This is a genomic window from Zooshikella sp. RANM57, assembly GCF_050749885.1.
Taxonomy (GTDB): domain Bacteria; phylum Pseudomonadota; class Gammaproteobacteria; order Pseudomonadales; family Zooshikellaceae; genus Zooshikella.
This window is the reverse complement of the sequence record NZ_JBOIUB010000010.1, coordinates 199,667-216,548: the sequence shown is the minus strand read 5'-3', so window position 1 is coordinate 216,548 and position 16,882 is coordinate 199,667. Positions and strand designations below refer to the sequence as shown.

Below are 16,882 nucleotides of genomic sequence, written 5' to 3'. Positions count from 1 at the left end.
AACAGCAACAGCAACAGCAACAGCAACAGCAACAGCAACAGCAACAGCAACAGCAACAGCAACAGCAACAGCAACAGCAAATAAATTATCCACCCGATTTTCAAACACCACAACCATCAATCGACCTTGAAAATACAACGTTTCCTGTTGTCTTCACTCAATGCAACTTTGCGGGTAAACACGCTATTTTATTTCCAGGAAAATATACCCAATCACAACTAAACCGATTAGGTATAGATAACAACAGTATTTCTGGTATTTTTATCCCCGAAGGTTTTAAAGTCAGCTTATTTACCAATAATAATTTCTCCGGAAAAAAACTCATAAAAAAAGCCAGCCACAACTGTTTAACTAACCAGAATTTCAGCAATAAAACATCATCTATTATCGTTGAAGATATTTTTGTTCAAACACGCATGGGCTTGTAAAAACATAAAGAACGCGAAGTAATATTCTACCGGATAAACGGTTCGCGTTTTCTCATAATGCCACGAAGATGTAAGGGCATGTAAACACTATAGATCCCCTAATCAAGGAGATAAAATATAAGAAAAATCAGAGTAGTGTTGCAAACCTAAAGTGATATGGTTCCCCAGCGTCTTTGAGTACGCTAAACTTAGATCACTTTTCAAGCAATTATAGGTGTCCTATATGATAGGTAGAAAGGTCAGTTACTCACTCAGCTTTCTGACGTTAACCACATGCATACTTTTCTCAACCAACACCTTCAGTGACACTATGCGTTGCGGCAGTAAATTAGTTAAAACCGGAGATTCAACGACAAAAGTGATACTCACTTGTGGGGAACCCTTACAAAAAGAGTATTTAGGAACACGGATAACAGAAGAGCGAACACATATTCGTTATACCAATCCTGACTATAACGAAACAACAGGCAGAACTTATACATCTAAAAAAGAAGTCATTGTAGAAAAGTGGACTTATGGCCAAAAAGGCCAGTTTTTAAAGTTTCTCATTTTCCGTGATGGTGTCTTAGATGAGATTGAAACGGGTGGCCGTTATTAAGCCCACCCATCTCTGAACGATCACTTTTATGCTGGAATAACACCCGCAGGGCTTTGAGCACGGCCCATTAAATGCTTAACATCCGCTAAAATGACGTACATACAAGGCAGAAGTAATAAACAAATGGCTGTTGCAAATAAAACGCCATAACCAAGTGAAATCGCCATTGGTACTAAAAATTTCGCTTGTGCTGCCGTTTCAAACATCATGGGTGCCAGCCCCACAAAGGTCGTCAATGTTGTCATCATTATTGGTCGAAAACGACGTTTAGCCGCCGCAATAATAATTTCGTATTTATTCGTAGCCTCTTGATTTAACTTATTCGCATAGTCAATCAACACCAAACTATCATTAACCACTACCCCACTTAATGCCACCATCCCTTGGATACTTATCATACTTAGGCTTTCACCCATAATAATATGACCAATAACCGCCCCCATCAGACCAAAAGGAATAGCCACTAATACTAATAAAGGCTGACTGTAACTGTTAAACGGAATAGCTAACATTGCATACAACACAATAAGCACGATGATACTACTGGTAATTAAACTCGAAATACTGTCTTGTGCTGTCTCCTGCTTACCGCGCAGACTAATAGTTAAACTTGGAAATTGCTGTTTTAAAATGGGAAAAACTTCTTGTTGCAGGGTATTCAATAACTGTTGCGTATGAGCAATAGGCTCAATATTAGCACTCACCTGTAATACTTGTTGCCCATTATTACGCGTGATTTGCTGATAACTTCGTTCTCTGCTCACACTAACCACTTGATTTAAAGGCACAAAGTACCCTGCAGGTGTAAGCAACTTAAGCTGATTTAACGTTGATATTGATTCCCTCGTTGCTCTAGGTAAACGAACCATCACCTTGACTTCATCTTCACCCCGAAGCTGGCGTAATGCTTCAGCACCATAAAAAGCCGCCCTCACCTGCTGAGCAACCATCTCAGGTGTTAAACCCAAACTTTCACCCGCTGGCAATAATTTAAACCGTAATTGTTCCTTGCCTCGCAATACTCCGTCATTGACATCTTTCACTTGAGCATAACCTGCTAATTCAGCTGCGAGTTGCTGTGCTGCTTGCTCTAAAACCAGTTGATCCTGATGAGACAACTCAACGGTAAGTGCTGCACCTCGCCCTGGTCCCCCCGCATCTGCTTCAAACTTTAACTGTTCGAGACCAGGAATAATGCCTACAGACGTACGCCATTGTTGTGATAGCTGCTGCAAATCAACCCCTGCTTGCAGGTCTGCCATCAACATCAAGCGGACTTCAATCGTATTCTCTTCCACTTTGGTACTAATGCCATCAATGACATCCCAGGTGTGTTTAACGTGCTTGGCTCCTGCCACCAACTGCTGTTCTACGCCCTCGATAAAATCTGCTGAAGTTCCAATAGGGACGATTGCTGTCGCTAACAAATAATCACTTTGTACGCGAGGCATTAAGCTAAAGCCCATACGTCCACTGGCACAATAACTCATCACTAAGCCAGACACGCACAAAAACAGCAGCAGTGATAAATAACGGTAGTGAAGACAACGACGTAAAAGCCGCTCGTAAATCCTATGAATAAAATAATTAAGTGCACTATCAACACGTAATTGAATTTTTTGTAAGAAGTTGGGGTTTGAATTTTCCGATGGCTTTATTGCTGCTAAATGCGCAGGCAAAATAAATAAAGCCTCAATCCAAGACACAATAAAAACAGCCGCAATCACCAGTGGTGTGACTTGAAAAATTTTCCCTAAAAACCCAGGTAAAAAATATAATGGCGAAAAAGCAACAATATTGGTCAAAATACTACACGAGAGGGGAATCGCTACCGATTTTGCCCCTAATAAAGCTGCTTCAAAAAACGAATATCCCTGTTGCTGGTAGGCATAAATATTTTCACCCGCAATAATCGCGTCATCAACCACAATGCCTAGCGCCAGAATAAACGCAAACATGGAAACCATATTAATTGAGACATCCATGGTGGGTAGCAATAACATCCCACCAAGAAAAGCAGTGGGTATTCCCATTGTCACCCAAATAGCCAAACGCCACTGCAAAAATAACCCTAATACAATCATTACCAATACAAGACCAATAAAAGCATTACCCAGTAATAAGTCCAAACGTTCTTGGAAAACCTCAGTCAAATCTCGGGTTACTTTTAAGGTTAATCCATTTGGCAGATCAGCCTGAATATCAGGTAATAAAGATTGTACAACACTGGTAATAGCCATAGGGGACTCATCCCCCTGACGATACACTTGAATAATAATGGCTGGAAAACCATTATAGCCTTGCGCATCAGTTGACTCTTCAAAGCCTTCACGAACTTCTGCAATATCCTTTAGCTTAATCACTGAGCCATCTGCTAAGGTTTTAACAGAAATATCTGCATAATCTGTAGCCCACTGTTTTTCTTCATCCACTTTGAGCATTAATTCGCCAGACTTGGCATAAAGACTGCCACCTGCACCATCCACAGATGCTTTCCTTATAATAGCGGCAATTTGAGTGGGTCCCAGCCCATAGCGCTCAATGCTACTGAGTGGTAGTGCAATCTCTACCTCATAGTCCTTCATGCCAGATAGATCGACCTTGGTAATAACCGGGTTAACTAATAATTTTCGACGCACTTGGCTGGCATACTGCTGAAGAACCTGTTGGCTAACCTCTCCATACAGTGTCAAATCCACGACTTGGTGATCTCTCGAGGCTAATGTGATCTGAGGTTGCTCTGCACCTTCTGGAAACGTTGTGATACGATCAACCGCTTGTTTTACATCCTGATAGACAGACATCGCATTTGCTGACTTTTGTAGCTCTGCAGAAACCGATGCCATCCCCTCTTTTGCTGTAGCGGATATATCACTTAACCCACTAACGCCACTCAGTGCTTCTTCTATCGCTAACAAAATGCCTTGAGATACCGCCTCGGGTGCGGCACCAGGGTAGCTGACCGTAATCGTAATCTCATCAAGCGAAAATGCCGGGAAAACTTCTTTTTTGATTTGCCAGGTAACAGCCAAGCCACCCACTAAAAAAAACCACATTAATAAATTAGCAGCAACTGTATTACGTAAAAACCAGGCAATAGGGCCTTTAGCCTTATCCAGTATCATGACTTATCTCCAGATAATACTTTTACCTGTTCTGAAATAGACGGCTGCTGCTGGGTGGTTGCAACTGTATTATTCTTTTGGGCAGTCATTTGTTTTTCGGCTTCTTTTCGCAACGGCATACCATCAATAGCAATGCTTAGGTGACTGGAGACAAGTTCATCGGTTGGTTTTAAATTGCCACTGACTAACACCTGTTGGTCTTGTTTATATACAACATTAACAGACTGTTTTTTTAGTCGGCCATCCTCATCAAAGAGCCAGACAACATCCCCATCCCGTAACATACCTTCAGGTAAAGTAAATACATTTTCCAGAGTGGGTCCCTGAATACGTAATGACACAAAATCATTAATAAAAAGAGGGGGTAATGGCTCTTTTTCTGGTACTGAACCACTTACGGTTTCAATACCCAGCGGATTATTAACCTTGATTAATACATTGACTTGTCTTGAGTCAGGGCTTAACTCTGGCAAACGCTGCCAAACAAACCCTTTTCGAATATCAATTTGACTTTGAGAGGCTTTAACAGCCCCTGAGGTCAAAGCCACCTCAACCATTGAGCCAGTACTATGCTGCTCTGCACCAAATGATAACCAACTCAATACATCAGCAGGAATAGCGGCTTTAATCCAAAAAGCCTGGGTATCCACTAGTGTAAAAAGGGGTTGCTGTGTCGTCACTAACTGCCCGACCTCAACCTCCTTACTGCTAATCACACCACTAAAAGGTGCTATAAGCCTGGTTCGCTCAACATTTAGCGTTGCCAGCTCAACATTAGCCTTAGCCTCTTCTAATTTTGCTTCAGCGGCTTTCAATTGGGGTTCATAACGCTCTAAAGCCCGCTGGGCAGGGGTTAGATCTCCTCCTAAAAATTTAAACTCTTTGGTTGCTTTATCTTTTAAGCCTTGAGCCTGCTGAAATTCAGCCTCAGCAATCGCTAAAGCCGCTTCAGCCTTACGCAGTGCTGTACGATATTCTCTGGCATCCAGTTGTACTAATACATCCCCTTTTTGCACTCTGTTTCCAGGGGACAACTTAGCTGAAACCTGACTAACCATCGCCGTAACCTCAGGTTTTACTGTCACCTGATGCATCGGCTCAACATGACCAAAACCAGCAATGATAGGCATTGCCTTAGGCTCTCCTACCTTCATCGTGGTCACAATCGGCGGACGAACCTCAATGGGTCTTTTAGGAATTCGCGAGGGATGAACCAGCCAATACGCTGCAAGACCCGCTGTTCCCCCAAGAATGAGCAAACCAATAAGTACAATCCATAATGAACTTCTTCGCGCTGAATAGCTGGCACTTTGACTGTAATCACTGTGTTCAGGAAGTGATGGGAGTCCAAATTGAGCAGATGATTTACTTTGTTGATCATTCTCTTGATCATTACGCACTGCACTCATAAAAAACATTCCTCAACACAGTGAGACCTTGACCGAACAGTCTATAATTCTAATTGGGAGCTAGAAGGGAAACGCTTAATAAATTTAAATAATTAAATCATATATCTGTCGTTATGCTATGTCATAAGCTTATTAAATTGTATGAGACAAGTTACGACATATTGCGACAAATATCTGCTTCCACAGCGATTGAGGCTTTTCTTATAATCCTGGACTCTTGGACATTTTATAGACATAGCGAAAAAAGCAGTTATGAAACAACATATTCTGGTTGTTGATGATCACAGTGATATTAGGGAGCTAATTGGCCGCTATTTAAACCAACAAGACTATGAAGTTAGCTTGGCGGAAAATGGCGAGCAAATGAAAGAAGTGCTTGCTAAAGAATCTATTGATTTAATTATTATGGATTTAATGATGCCTGGCGATGATGGGCTTACCCTTTGCCGTCAAGTGCGTCATGAAAGCAACACACCTATTATTATCCTGTCAGCATTAGGTGAAGACACTGATAAAATTGTGGGCCTCGAAGTTGGCGCTGATGATTACCTTGCTAAACCTTTTAACCCCCGCGAATTACTCGCGCGTGTAAGAGCTGTTCTAAGACGACACCAGCAACCTTCATCCCCTCCCCCTAAAACTCAAAATAGTAAATTTATTTATTTTGATCGTTGGGAATTTGACCTGCACAAACAACAATTAGTAAGAGATGATGGCGTCGTTGTTGCCTTAAGTACTGGAGAATTCCGCTTACTTAAAGTATTCGTACAACAACCACACGTTATTTTTAGCCGTGATCAACTATTGGATATGACCCAGGGACGTCAGGCGGCACCTTTTGACCGATCAATTGATAATCAAATTAGTCGCCTCCGAAGAAAAATTGAAATTGACCCCAAAACACCAAGCCTGATAAAGACAGTTTGGGGAGGGGGCTATAGTTTCAATACTGATGTTCAACATCCGTAATGAATTTATTTCCTCGGAAAATTGCATCACAGCTTATTTTACTTATTTTAATTGCCCTTATTGCTGCACAAGTTATTAGTACTATTATTATCGGGCAACGACAAGTCAAAAAAATAAGCCAGAATTTTATCAATGAGTTTGAGTATCGACTTAATCAAATCAACCAGTTGCTCCCTACGTTAGATGAGCAACAACAACGATTAGTATTAAATGCGTCTTCGACAGGTATTATTCATTTTTCACTCGCCGAAGAACCTGTTATCAGCAAAACTGTTGGTCATTGGCGACCTACTTTCAAACACCCTCCAAAAAAATTGTTCATCTGGCACCAAGAACCCTGTTATTTCCATGGCGGAGTATTTTGTGACCCAAAAGCAGTAGCTTTGAGTGAACGAATAAAAGAAAGTATGAATTGGTCCGTCATGAATCAAGAAATTTTTTCCAGTTCTAAAGTGACGCATATTGTTTCCTTTCAAGTAGCAGATAACCAATGGCTTAATGCGGCATTACTGCCCCCACCACCCATATCAGCACTTTGGACCAACCGTACTATTACTTTTTTAGTTATTTGTGGATTGATAATGATTGCGGTGGTCACTGCAATCACTCATCATATCACCTCACCCTTAAGGTTATTAAGTGAGTATGCCCATCGCTTTGGCCGTGGAGAATCACTTCCGCCCCTCCCTCCCCAAGGAACGATTGAACTCCAAGAAACTATCAAAGCATTTAATGAGATGTATACGCGAATTCAGCGCTTTACCAATGACCGAACCCAATTACTGGCCGCATTATCCCATGACCTAAGAACGCCCATTACCAGCTTGGCACTGCGCCTGGAATTTCTACCCGATTGTGAAGACAAAGACCGCATGCTGCTTACATTAAAAGAAATGCAGCATATGGTGGAAACCACATTAACGCATGTTCGGGTACTCGCCGATACAGAACAGTTTCAAAGCGTTGATCTTGCCTCATTGATTTCAAGTGTTGCGACTGATTTAATTGACTTAGGTATGTCAATTCAAGTCAACTTGGACAAACATATTACCGCAAAATGTAAACCCATTGCCTTACGTCGAGCACTTCGCAATCTGTTAGAAAATGCTGTACGCTATGGTGAACAAGCTCAAGTTGATCTGTCTGAAACTGAACACTATATAAAGATTCGGGTAACAGATCATGGACCAGGTATTCCTCAAGAAAAAATAAATGAAGTACTAAAACCTTTTTTCCGTTTAGAAGGTTCTCGAAATAGTAATTCAGGGGGAATTGGTTTAGGCTTAACCATCACCAAGGACATTATTCAAAACCACGGAGGACAATTAATACTCAATAATTTATCACCAAAAGGATTGGAAGCCATCATAAAACTACCTAAATAAAACAAGGAATGAAATAATGAAAAGAAGAAATCTTTTAAAAGGGATCAGTATAGGTACATTTTCCCTCATCAGCAGCCAAGCAATTAGCCAAAGTCTAACATCTCTCCCTCAAAATAATAAAACCCCTCACTATATTCCAAATTGTACATTCACTCCTGAACAAGTAGAAGGCCCTTATTATATTGACACTGGCTTAGTACGTCATGATATTACCGAGGGAAAACCGGGTGCGCCTCTATTTATAACGTTTATTGTTGTTGATACTGCAACCTGCACGCCAATAAGGGATGCTATTGTTGATATTTGGCATGCCAGTGCAGCAGGCTATTACTCAAGGTTTGCGGAGCAAGGTAAAGATAAAGACGTTGATACCACAGGAGAGAGGTTTCTTCGTGGCACTCAAATAACCAATACACATGGTCAATGCTGTTTTAAAACAATCTACCCAGGTCACTACACAGGGAGAGCCAACCACATACATTTAAAAGTGTTGCTCAATCAGTCAACCTTAATCACTACTCAACTTTATTTCCCTGATGATCTGACAGACCAAGTACATCAAGCACCGCCTTATAACAAAAATACGGAACGACGTGTACGTAATGATGAAGACATATTATTTACAGATGAAATTCTTTTAAACTTTAAGCCACAAAAACAAACATATGGCTATGAAGCCGAGTTTGTGCTTGGGGTGAATACACAACAAGGTTAATATTTAGCAAAAAATCCCTTTAATAACTAAAAAATCCTTCCTTACCAGATGCCAGTAAGGCATCTGTTTTAAGTATTCACATTATTTTTTATAGTGAGGGTGATACTTCCCAAGCAAAACATCATCCATAATTTGGTCAACTAATCCAGACTTCTCAATAATAGATAAACCTCTATTAAATCTTTCTAACCAGTAAAGCGCTTGTGGAGATGCCTTTGAAATAAGTACATACATATTTTTTTCTTTCGTTGGCCTAGGATTATTTGTAACTAAACTTTTAACTGAATCAGAAAAATGCTGATTTAATAATTCATAGCCAATTTCAGGTTCAATAATAAAAAGCTGAATTCGCCCCGCAATAAGTTTTTTAAAATTCAACAAATCAGTATTTGCCACCTCTGTATTTAAAACACCATTTTTTATACCATTATCAATCATCTCTCCATAGTAGTAGCCTCGGGTTACACCTATTTTATACTGCTTTAAGTCACTAATATTATGCCAATCAAATTCCATATCAACTCGATGAAAAAAGACATACCTGAGTTTTACCACAGGGTTGCTAAAATAGAAGTATTCCTCCCGCTCTTTACTTTTAGACCAGAGCAGTGTTGCATCCACCCTCCCCTTTTTCGCCATTTCCATTGACCGAATCCATGGGTGAAAAACATATTCTGTTTTTATCCCTTGAGTTTTAAATGCTTCTGTCACTATATGAGAGCCAGCACCATACTGTTTATATTGTTTAGAAAGAAAGGGGGGCCATTCTCCATTAGACAGGGTAATAACCTCATCGCCTTGCACCTGCATCACGATAAAAACACAAGCAACAACAACCCATAAGCGTTTCATAGTCACCAGCACTTAGCATTACTCTGTTTTAGCTTAGAGTAGATAGCAGGCATTTCAAAAATTACGTACTCAAATCCTATTCTAAATATTCATTAAAGATAACATGCTTAAATAATTATTATTGGTATTGCCGAACATTTGCTCAATAAAATCATAAGCAAAGGGTGTATCTGTATATAAACATAAAACATTACACATCATATGGTCTACACTCAGATTGATTAATTCCTTACTGCAAACCAATACATGAATAGTGGAGTCATAAAATGCGCGCCCTCATCATAAAAAAATTACTATTTATAACCACATTTACTATTTTTTCCTTGAATGGCTATTCAGCTTCTGTGGTTAAGCTTACAAATGGCGAATGGCCCCCTTACATGTCTGAAAAATATAAACACTACGGCGTAATGAGCCATATTGTTTCTGAAGCATTCAAAACTCAAGGCATTAAAGTTGAATATGGTTTTTTTCCTTGGAAACGAGCATTCAAAGAAGCGGAGGCCGGAAAAGAGTGGGCAGGATCCATCGGTTGGGGAAAAAACGCCGAGCGTGAAAAAACATTATTATTCACAGACCCTATTATTGAACTCAAAGATGTGTTCTTTCACCGGAAGGATTTTCAGTTTGACTGGAACACAGTAGATGACTTAAAAAAATATAAGATTGGTGCCTCAACAGGTTATTCATATGGTAAGGCTTTCGATGAAGCCGAAAAGAATAAAGTCATTAAAGTACACCGCACCGCAAAAGACGAAAATAACTTAAAAAAGGTATTGGACAATAAAATTGACATATTCCCAGCCACCATGGAAGTGGGTTATGAAATTATCGCTAATAAACTACCACCTGCAGCCCAAAACATGTTAACCAACCATCCTAAACCACTCGATGTCCGTGCTTATCATGTCATCATCAGTAAAAATGCTGCGGATGGATCTAAGTTAGTAGAAGCTTTTAATAAAGGCTTACAAATGCTAAAGGATGCCTGTAAAAATGAAAGCAAAGATGTTCCTTGCTACGACAAACTACTAAGCGACAACTTAGAGGGTAAATATCGTCCATAACGACTTTTCACTTTCACTTTAGAGAATGTCGCAAGTAGTGATCTCGTAGTGAGTTTGCGACATTCATCTTTATAAAACTGGTTATTTATACCCAGAGGGAAGTATATATAATCAGTCCAACCGTTTCCTAAATTTAAGCGTCGCGACCAACAACCCCAGACACGTAAAACCAATCAACCACAACGCATCAAACCGCAACTGCACAACCTCAGCATCACGCAATACCACCGCTCTAACCATACGCATATAGTGTGTAGCAGGAAGTCCTTCCGCAATCCACTGAGCAGCATTGGGCATCGCTTCATAAGGAAACATAAACCCAGACAGTAAAATAGAAGGTAATAAGATAAACACCGTCATCTGCATCGCTTGTAGTTGTGTCTTCGCAATCGTTGAAATAACTAAGCCCAACGTCAAACTGGCAAAAATAAACAGCAATGATGCCAACGCTAATGAATCCAAGCCACCGCGTACTGGAACACCGAACAACCAATGACCTGTACCAAGAATAATCGCAACCTGAATAAAGCCCACTAAAATATAAGGTGCAATTTTACCTAGCATTAATTCCAAAGGCCTGACTGGCGTGGTGATCAAAAACTCCATATTGCCCTGTTCTCGCTCACGCACAATAGCCGCAGAAGTAAACAGTACCATGGTCATGGTGAGTATCACCCCCAGCAGCCCTGGCACAATATTCACGACCGTACGCTGTTCAGGGTTAAAGTACAGCACTACTTCCAGATTTGACATAGCTTGCCTGGCACTGCGCCCCATCACTTCATCTAAAGGCATCCGCCGCAAGCCTTTGATCGCCGAAGCCACCATGGTATCTGAGCCATCCACTAACCATTGCCCTACCGGTTGAACAAAATACTGTCCACGACCACTGTTGTCTGGATGGGTTACTAACCTATGGCTAAAATCAGCAGGTAAATAAAGCACTGCTTTAACCTCACCACGGGTGATTGCAGCTTCTGCCTCATGAGGACTGGCATAGTGTTTGGTAAAATCAACTACTTGTGAAGCCGCAACTGCTTGTACCAGTGCCCGGCTATAACTGGAATTACTTAAATCCACTAAACCTGCCGGCAGGTGTCGTACATCGGTATTAATTGCATAGCCAAATAACATTAATTGCACTAGTGGGATCATCACAATCATGCCAAAGGTCATCCGATCCCGCGACAACTGTTTTATTTCTTTAAAAAGGATGGCAAAAATCCTAAGCCACATGTCGGCCTCCCGTACAGGTGACAAACACATCCTCCAAGCTAGGGCGTACTTCAGTCAGTGTTCTTTGCCCTACCCTTGGTTCAAGCCAGGTTAAAGGTTCCTTAATCTGTTTTTTTACCAGTACTCGCAACCGACTGCCTATTTGCGCCGCGGAAAGTACATTAGGTTCAGTCGTCAGTTGTTGTTTTAGCGCACGCAATCCTTCTCCGGCCACTTCTACTACACGAGCATCCATTTGTTGCATTAACTGTTGAGGGGAGCCATCCGCCCGTTTTTCCCCTTGCTCAAGGATAGCCAGACCGTGACAGCGCTCAGCTTCATCCATATAGTGAGTGGACACTAATATCGTGGTCCCCGCAGCACATAGGTCGAATAACCTTTCCCAAAACTCCCGACGATTTTCTGGGTCAACTGCGGACGTCGGCTCATCCAAAAATAACAACTCTGGTTTATGTAACGTTGCCGCCGCCAATGCTAAGCGCTGCTTCTGACCACCACTCATGGACCCAGCCATTTGTGTCTCTTGCCCTTCCAGGTCATACAGTTTCAGTAATTCCTGAATACGCGCTTTCGCCATTTTACCTGCTAAGCCATAAATGTTGGCCACAAAAATCAGGTTTTCCACCACACTCAGGTTGTCATAAAGAGAAAACTTTTGCGTCATGTAACCAATACGCAAACGCAAGGCTTCCTCTGCACCAGGCAAGGTCTTACCCAATACCTTAATATCTCCGTGCGAGGGTCTTAAGAGCCCCGTTAACATTCGGATAGAAGTCGATTTGCCACAGCCATTGGGTCCTAAAAATCCGTAGATCGTCCCCCGAGGGATGGAAAGATTGACCTCATTAACGGCTTTCAAGCGCCCAAAGAGACGTGTCATACCTTGGGTTTCTATCGCAAGATCTTGTTGGCTCATGGCACTGCCACCTCAAGGTTAAGACCCGTGGGCAAATCAGCGCCTTCTTTGCCAAGATCAATATCCGTCAGATACATGAGTCTGGCTCTGTCCCGCTCGTTAAGGGCATAGTAAGGAGTAAAAGCCGGTTGACTCCGAATAGTGCGAACCACCCCATCAATAGGCTGCGTTTGCCCATCGATATAGAGTGGTAGGTGATCACCTGCTTTTATTTTAGTTAGATAGGTTTCTGGTAAGTAAGCCCTTACATAAGGTCTATCCGTTGCTAATAACACGATGAGCTGAGTACCTGCGGCTACCCTATCTCCCTCACGCCATGGCATCACATCCACCCGCGCCTTTTTAGCTGCCACCAGGGTTAAATCCGCCAGCGCTTTTTGTGCTTCAGCCAAATGTGCTTTTGCGGCATCAACTGCGGCACAGCCCTGGGCTAATTGCTCTGACCGGGTACCATTTTCCAGTTCGCGTAACCGTTCATTGGCACTATCCAACACTGCTTTGGCATTGTCCCGTGAGGCTTTAGCCACATCCAAATCTCGATCGGCTACCAGTTTTTTTTGAAATAAACGTTGAGTACGTATCAGCTGTGACTCTGCTTCTGTTAAGGTCGCTTCTGCGCCAGCCACTTCAGCCTGGGCCTGCGCTAAATCTTCAACCCGAGCACCATTTTTCAGTTCTTCCAAAGCGGCTTGTGTGCGTGCTAGCTCAGCCTCTGCCTGCTGAACCCGTGCTTTTGCTGCCGTTGCATCCAGCCGTATCAGCACTTGACCTGCCTTTACCTGCTGGCCTTCATGCACAAGCACTTCTGCAATCAACTCATTGACTGGTGCGGTAAGTGTTAAACGGTCACGCTCAATAACGCCAAACACCCGATGATGGTCATCAGTACACGCACTCAGCACCAATAGCACAAGCAGTATCCATACGGCTCTCATGGTTCTCATTAAAGTGTCCTCATATCAGCGTCCTCGGGCAGAAACAGGCCTTTTTCCATCACCTGCACGTTGTGCTGAATCAAGGTAGGTAAAAAGTCAGCATCCAAGCTAATACCAAACTGGCGAATCAATACCTGAGGTGCAATCAATGGAAACACCATTAAACTGGCAAAGCTTAAGCGCGCTAACTCTGGTTCCACACCAGGTCGTAACCGGCCAGAATTCAACAACACTTGGCCCAACCACTGCCGGGACAGCGCCATGACCTCACCAAATAGCTGCATCAAAATACGAAAAGGTTCAGTACCTTCATCTTCCTGCAGTACCCGCACCACAAGCCTCGGCAAATTAGGGTTAGGAGCCATGATACGGTAGTAAGTTTGCATTAAGCTTGTCAGATCAGAAGGAAACGCTGCCTGAGGCTGAGCGCGAAGACGTTCTAAAACAGGCTCTAACGTTTCTCGCAACATCTGCTCGAATAGCCCAAGCTTGCTACCAAAGTAATAGCGAATCAGTGCCGCATCGACTCCAGCCTCACGTGCCAACTGTCGGGTAGAAACATTATTAAAAGGTTGGTTACCAAACAGAGCGAGTGCTGCCGTAATAAGTCGTTGACGAGCATCAGAGTCACCTTTAGGGCGACCAGATTTAGCTGACACAATGCACTCCTCATTAATTCATCATTTGATGAGTATGGTATAAAGCAATGGTCAGTAAGATCCAGTGTAATAATTCTTCAAAGAAGGGGGTTTTGAGGAAATAGGGAGGAACATACCAAAACTGTTCCGCAGTCATCAGACAAGCATAAAATACACAACCAAAAAAGTATTACATTAATAACATTTATTTGGAGTCAGTTAATTTGCCAAAAATTATCTTCCCAATTATTTAATGAGCAATTTATTTCTCAAGCATACCATATAAAAAAATCAAACATCAAAAAAAACCGCGCTAGTCAGTTTAATATAACAATAGTAAAAAAAAGATTAGCACGGATATTTTTTTTATTTACGCCATAAGTATACGTTTATTTAGATTGTAATACTTACATACTAATGGATGATTACAAAGTATCGGGTCATTGCAACGTATATTGGAAAGTATACGACGCAGATACCGCTTGCGTAGTAGGACCAGGATTTAATACTAATGTATAAGTTTGTCCATCAATTAATTTACCTGGATCAAACTCAATTGACACAAGACCCTATGACTGTGATGGAGGTCTTTTTTGTTGAACCATGAGATTACCACCAACCAGTTTGTTCCCTTCAAATAGCCTAAACCAAGTAATGTTTTCGGAAGCATTTACATTGGCAGGACTATTATACACAGCCGTAATGCGATCGATTGTTTTAGCACTGACAAACAGAGTGCTTCATAGTCTATAAATGTAGGATTGACGTGTAGACTTAAATACTGTAGCGGCTGATTAGGTGGAGAAGAAGATTGAGAAATGTATTTTTTAAAGGTTAACTTTCAATAAAAACCATACATTCTTATACCGACTTTTATGTCAAAAAACAATCAAAACGTCATTATCGAACGATGGAATCGTTATTTTCAAAAAAATATAGGCGATAAGTAATGTATATATTGAAAGGAAAATTAAATAGAGGTAAAGAGCTTTTACTCAGTGTTTTTCGTAGAATATACGTACTGTATATTCCCTCCCCTTCGCAAGGGGAGGGCTAGGGTGGGGTTTATTTCTGGCAACTTCAATACCCAATCAATAACCTTACTACCCCCTCCTAACCTCCCCCTTCAACAAGGGGGAGGAACTTAAATGATGTGAGCATAGTATTTACTTTCAGTTGTTTTCTATAACGATTCGTCTTCACTCTCTGCTTGTTTGATTACATTTCCAACAGTTACATTATTGGTACTCAATTCGTCCATTTTTATACTGATTGTATTCTGAGAAAATACATTCCCCGTCAAAGTATTATGATTTGATCGGTACTCACCATAGGTTGACAGCCACACACCTGGTCCATCATTGTTTAAAATCACATTACTGTTAACAACATTATACCGTGAGTGCCCTTCCCTATTATTCATTTTAATCCCACCACATTTATTTTGGCTAGCGGTGATGATATTGCCTTGAATGGTATTGAATTCGGCTTGGTCAATACCAATACCACCTGCGCCCCCACGCTGACAGTTAGCATGCAGCCGGTTGTCACTGACAATATTACGGTGCGAACCTACATCGATGGAGATGCCTTCTAGCCCATTATCATTAACATGATTTCCTGTAATGATATTATTGGAGCAATTATATTCTGAGATCCCAATCCTATGGTTGTTAAAGATACGTGAGTTTACTACCTTATTGCTACCGCATGGTAAGTCATCAATATGTCCACCCAGACCAATACCATGTCCGGTATTATTGTGCACACGTACATTACTTATCGCATTGTGACTTCCGTAAACAAAAATTCCGCCTCCCTGTATTGTTTTACCTTCCGATTTTCCACCATTAATAGTAAACCCACTGATGACGTTGAAATTACTCTGCACTACAATAGCAGCATAATTGTCCCCCGATACTTTTCTGAGAATCGCTCCTTCACCTAACAGTTGCAGATTGTCTTTCTTTATAACAAAGCCTGAGGAGAGGTTATAAATACCCGGATTAAATTGTATGGTGCTACCCGACTCAGCATTATTAATAGCTGTTTGTATGTTGACAATTTCCATTGAGGGGTCAACAACAATATCTGCAGCGTAGGAGTTTACTGTTAGAGCTAAGCTAAGAGCTGATAATAATGATGTTGTTTTATTTTGGGTTATTTTCACTTAGTACGTCCTGTATTTATTTATATTACTATCTAGTTCATTTAATATTTATGAAAATGGATTATACTGGTAGTAATTCTATTTATTGAGGTGTGTTATTTCTTTAAAAAATTAGCTCAATTTTTGACTCTTATGGTTTATTGTTATTTTGTGTATTCTTTCTTAAGGTTTCCATATACAAAAAGTTAACTCGTTGGAGTGATGTCCCTTCGCGGGGTGAGTATCTTGTCGTGTTGAATTTTCAGTGAGAGCCCCAGTCCAATTTGCTTCTTCCGCGCATATTCGTTCTATTCGCACTGAAAAGTTGAGTCATACCCTCCCGGAGTGTTGCCATCATTTGTTTTGTGTCGTAGGAGGGTGCACGGTCTTGCGTATTTCGGTGTGTCTGCAATCGGTGTGTTGGACCGGGCTTTATTAGTGCCTATCTCATTCATCCCTG

14 protein-coding genes are annotated in these 16,882 nt (G+C 41.3%); 6 read left to right on the top strand and 8 right to left on the bottom strand.

The window, feature by feature from the left end; translation table 11 throughout:
• Together ACQ96U_RS20020 and ACQ96U_RS20015 are read left to right on the top strand one after the other, a co-directional pair.
• On the top strand, nucleotides 1-428 hold a 428-nt coding region (locus tag ACQ96U_RS20020; protein ID WP_431723040.1), incomplete at its 5' end, for a hypothetical protein.
• Nucleotides 429-651: 223 nt separating this feature from the next.
• On the top strand, nucleotides 652-1,026 hold the full coding sequence (locus ACQ96U_RS20015; protein ID WP_431723039.1) for a DUF2845 domain-containing protein: 375 nt from the start codon (nucleotides 652-654) through the stop codon (nucleotides 1,024-1,026).
• A gap of 26 nt (nucleotides 1,027-1,052) precedes the next feature.
• Here ACQ96U_RS20015 and ACQ96U_RS20010 read toward each other — a convergent pair whose 3' ends face one another.
• Both ACQ96U_RS20010 and ACQ96U_RS20005 read right to left on the bottom strand, forming a co-directional pair.
• Nucleotides 1,053-4,151 carry an efflux RND transporter permease subunit gene (locus ACQ96U_RS20010; RefSeq protein ID WP_431723038.1) on the bottom strand — a complete coding sequence of 1,033 codons (3,099 nt, stop codon included), beginning with the start codon at nucleotides 4,149-4,151 and terminating at the stop codon, nucleotides 1,053-1,055.
• On the bottom strand, nucleotides 4,148-5,560 hold the full coding sequence (locus ACQ96U_RS20005; protein ID WP_431723037.1) for an efflux RND transporter periplasmic adaptor subunit: 1,413 nt from the start codon (nucleotides 5,558-5,560) through the stop codon (nucleotides 4,148-4,150). The genes ACQ96U_RS20010 and ACQ96U_RS20005 overlap by 4 nt, the downstream gene beginning before the upstream one ends.
• A gap of 252 nt (nucleotides 5,561-5,812) precedes the next feature.
• Here ACQ96U_RS20005 and ACQ96U_RS20000 point away from each other — a divergent pair, with 252 nt between their 5' ends.
• The 3 genes from ACQ96U_RS20000 to ACQ96U_RS19990 are packed head-to-tail and all read left to right on the top strand — an operon-like array spanning nucleotide 5,813 to nucleotide 8,629.
• Nucleotides 5,813-6,529, top strand: coding sequence for a response regulator (locus ACQ96U_RS20000; protein ID WP_431723036.1), 717 nt, complete (start codon nucleotides 5,813-5,815; stop codon nucleotides 6,527-6,529).
• Entirely contained in the window at nucleotides 6,529-7,914 is a 1,386-nt protein-coding gene (locus tag ACQ96U_RS19995; protein ID WP_431723035.1) for an ATP-binding protein, read from the top strand. Before ACQ96U_RS20000 ends, ACQ96U_RS19995 begins: the two co-directional genes overlap by 1 nt.
• A 16-nt stretch (nucleotides 7,915-7,930) precedes the next feature.
• On the top strand, nucleotides 7,931-8,629 hold the full coding sequence (locus ACQ96U_RS19990; protein WP_431723034.1) for an intradiol ring-cleavage dioxygenase: 699 nt from the start codon (nucleotides 7,931-7,933) through the stop codon (nucleotides 8,627-8,629).
• A gap of 81 nt (nucleotides 8,630-8,710) precedes the next feature.
• On the opposite strand, the gene ACQ96U_RS19985 is transcribed toward ACQ96U_RS19990, so the two are convergent.
• Nucleotides 8,711-9,481 carry a substrate-binding periplasmic protein gene (locus ACQ96U_RS19985; protein WP_431723033.1) on the bottom strand — a complete coding sequence of 257 codons (771 nt, stop codon included), beginning with the start codon at nucleotides 9,479-9,481 and terminating at the stop codon, nucleotides 8,711-8,713.
• 266 nt (nucleotides 9,482-9,747) lie between these two features.
• Here ACQ96U_RS19985 and ACQ96U_RS19980 point away from each other — a divergent pair, with 266 nt between their 5' ends.
• Nucleotides 9,748-10,548 (top strand): substrate-binding periplasmic protein, encoded by an 801-nt coding sequence (locus ACQ96U_RS19980; RefSeq protein WP_431723032.1) that lies wholly within the window; start codon nucleotides 9,748-9,750, stop codon nucleotides 10,546-10,548.
• A 111-nt stretch (nucleotides 10,549-10,659) separates the two neighbouring features.
• Here ACQ96U_RS19980 and ACQ96U_RS19975 read toward each other — a convergent pair whose 3' ends face one another.
• The 5 genes from ACQ96U_RS19975 to ACQ96U_RS19955 all read right to left on the bottom strand — a co-directional run bounded on the left by ACQ96U_RS19975 (nucleotide 10,660) and on the right by ACQ96U_RS19955 (nucleotide 16,443).
• Nucleotides 10,660-11,784 carry an ABC transporter permease gene (locus ACQ96U_RS19975; protein ID WP_431723031.1) on the bottom strand — a complete coding sequence of 375 codons (1,125 nt, stop codon included), beginning with the start codon at nucleotides 11,782-11,784 and terminating at the stop codon, nucleotides 10,660-10,662.
• Nucleotides 11,774-12,700 (bottom strand): ATP-binding cassette domain-containing protein, encoded by a 927-nt coding sequence (locus ACQ96U_RS19970; RefSeq protein WP_431723030.1) that lies wholly within the window; start codon nucleotides 12,698-12,700, stop codon nucleotides 11,774-11,776. Before ACQ96U_RS19970 ends, ACQ96U_RS19975 begins: the two co-directional genes overlap by 11 nt.
• Nucleotides 12,697-13,644, bottom strand: coding sequence for an HlyD family secretion protein (locus ACQ96U_RS19965; protein WP_431723029.1), 948 nt, complete (start codon nucleotides 13,642-13,644; stop codon nucleotides 12,697-12,699). The genes ACQ96U_RS19970 and ACQ96U_RS19965 overlap by 4 nt, the downstream gene beginning before the upstream one ends.
• Nucleotides 13,644-14,294, bottom strand: a complete 651-nt coding sequence (locus ACQ96U_RS19960; RefSeq protein ID WP_431723028.1) for a TetR/AcrR family transcriptional regulator — start codon at nucleotides 14,292-14,294, stop codon at nucleotides 13,644-13,646. Before ACQ96U_RS19960 ends, ACQ96U_RS19965 begins: the two co-directional genes overlap by 1 nt.
• 1,162 nt (nucleotides 14,295-15,456) lie before the next feature.
• Nucleotides 15,457-16,443, bottom strand: a complete 987-nt coding sequence (locus ACQ96U_RS19955; RefSeq protein WP_431723027.1) for a right-handed parallel beta-helix repeat-containing protein — start codon at nucleotides 16,441-16,443, stop codon at nucleotides 15,457-15,459.
• Between the last annotated feature and the right edge of the window lie 439 nt (nucleotides 16,444-16,882).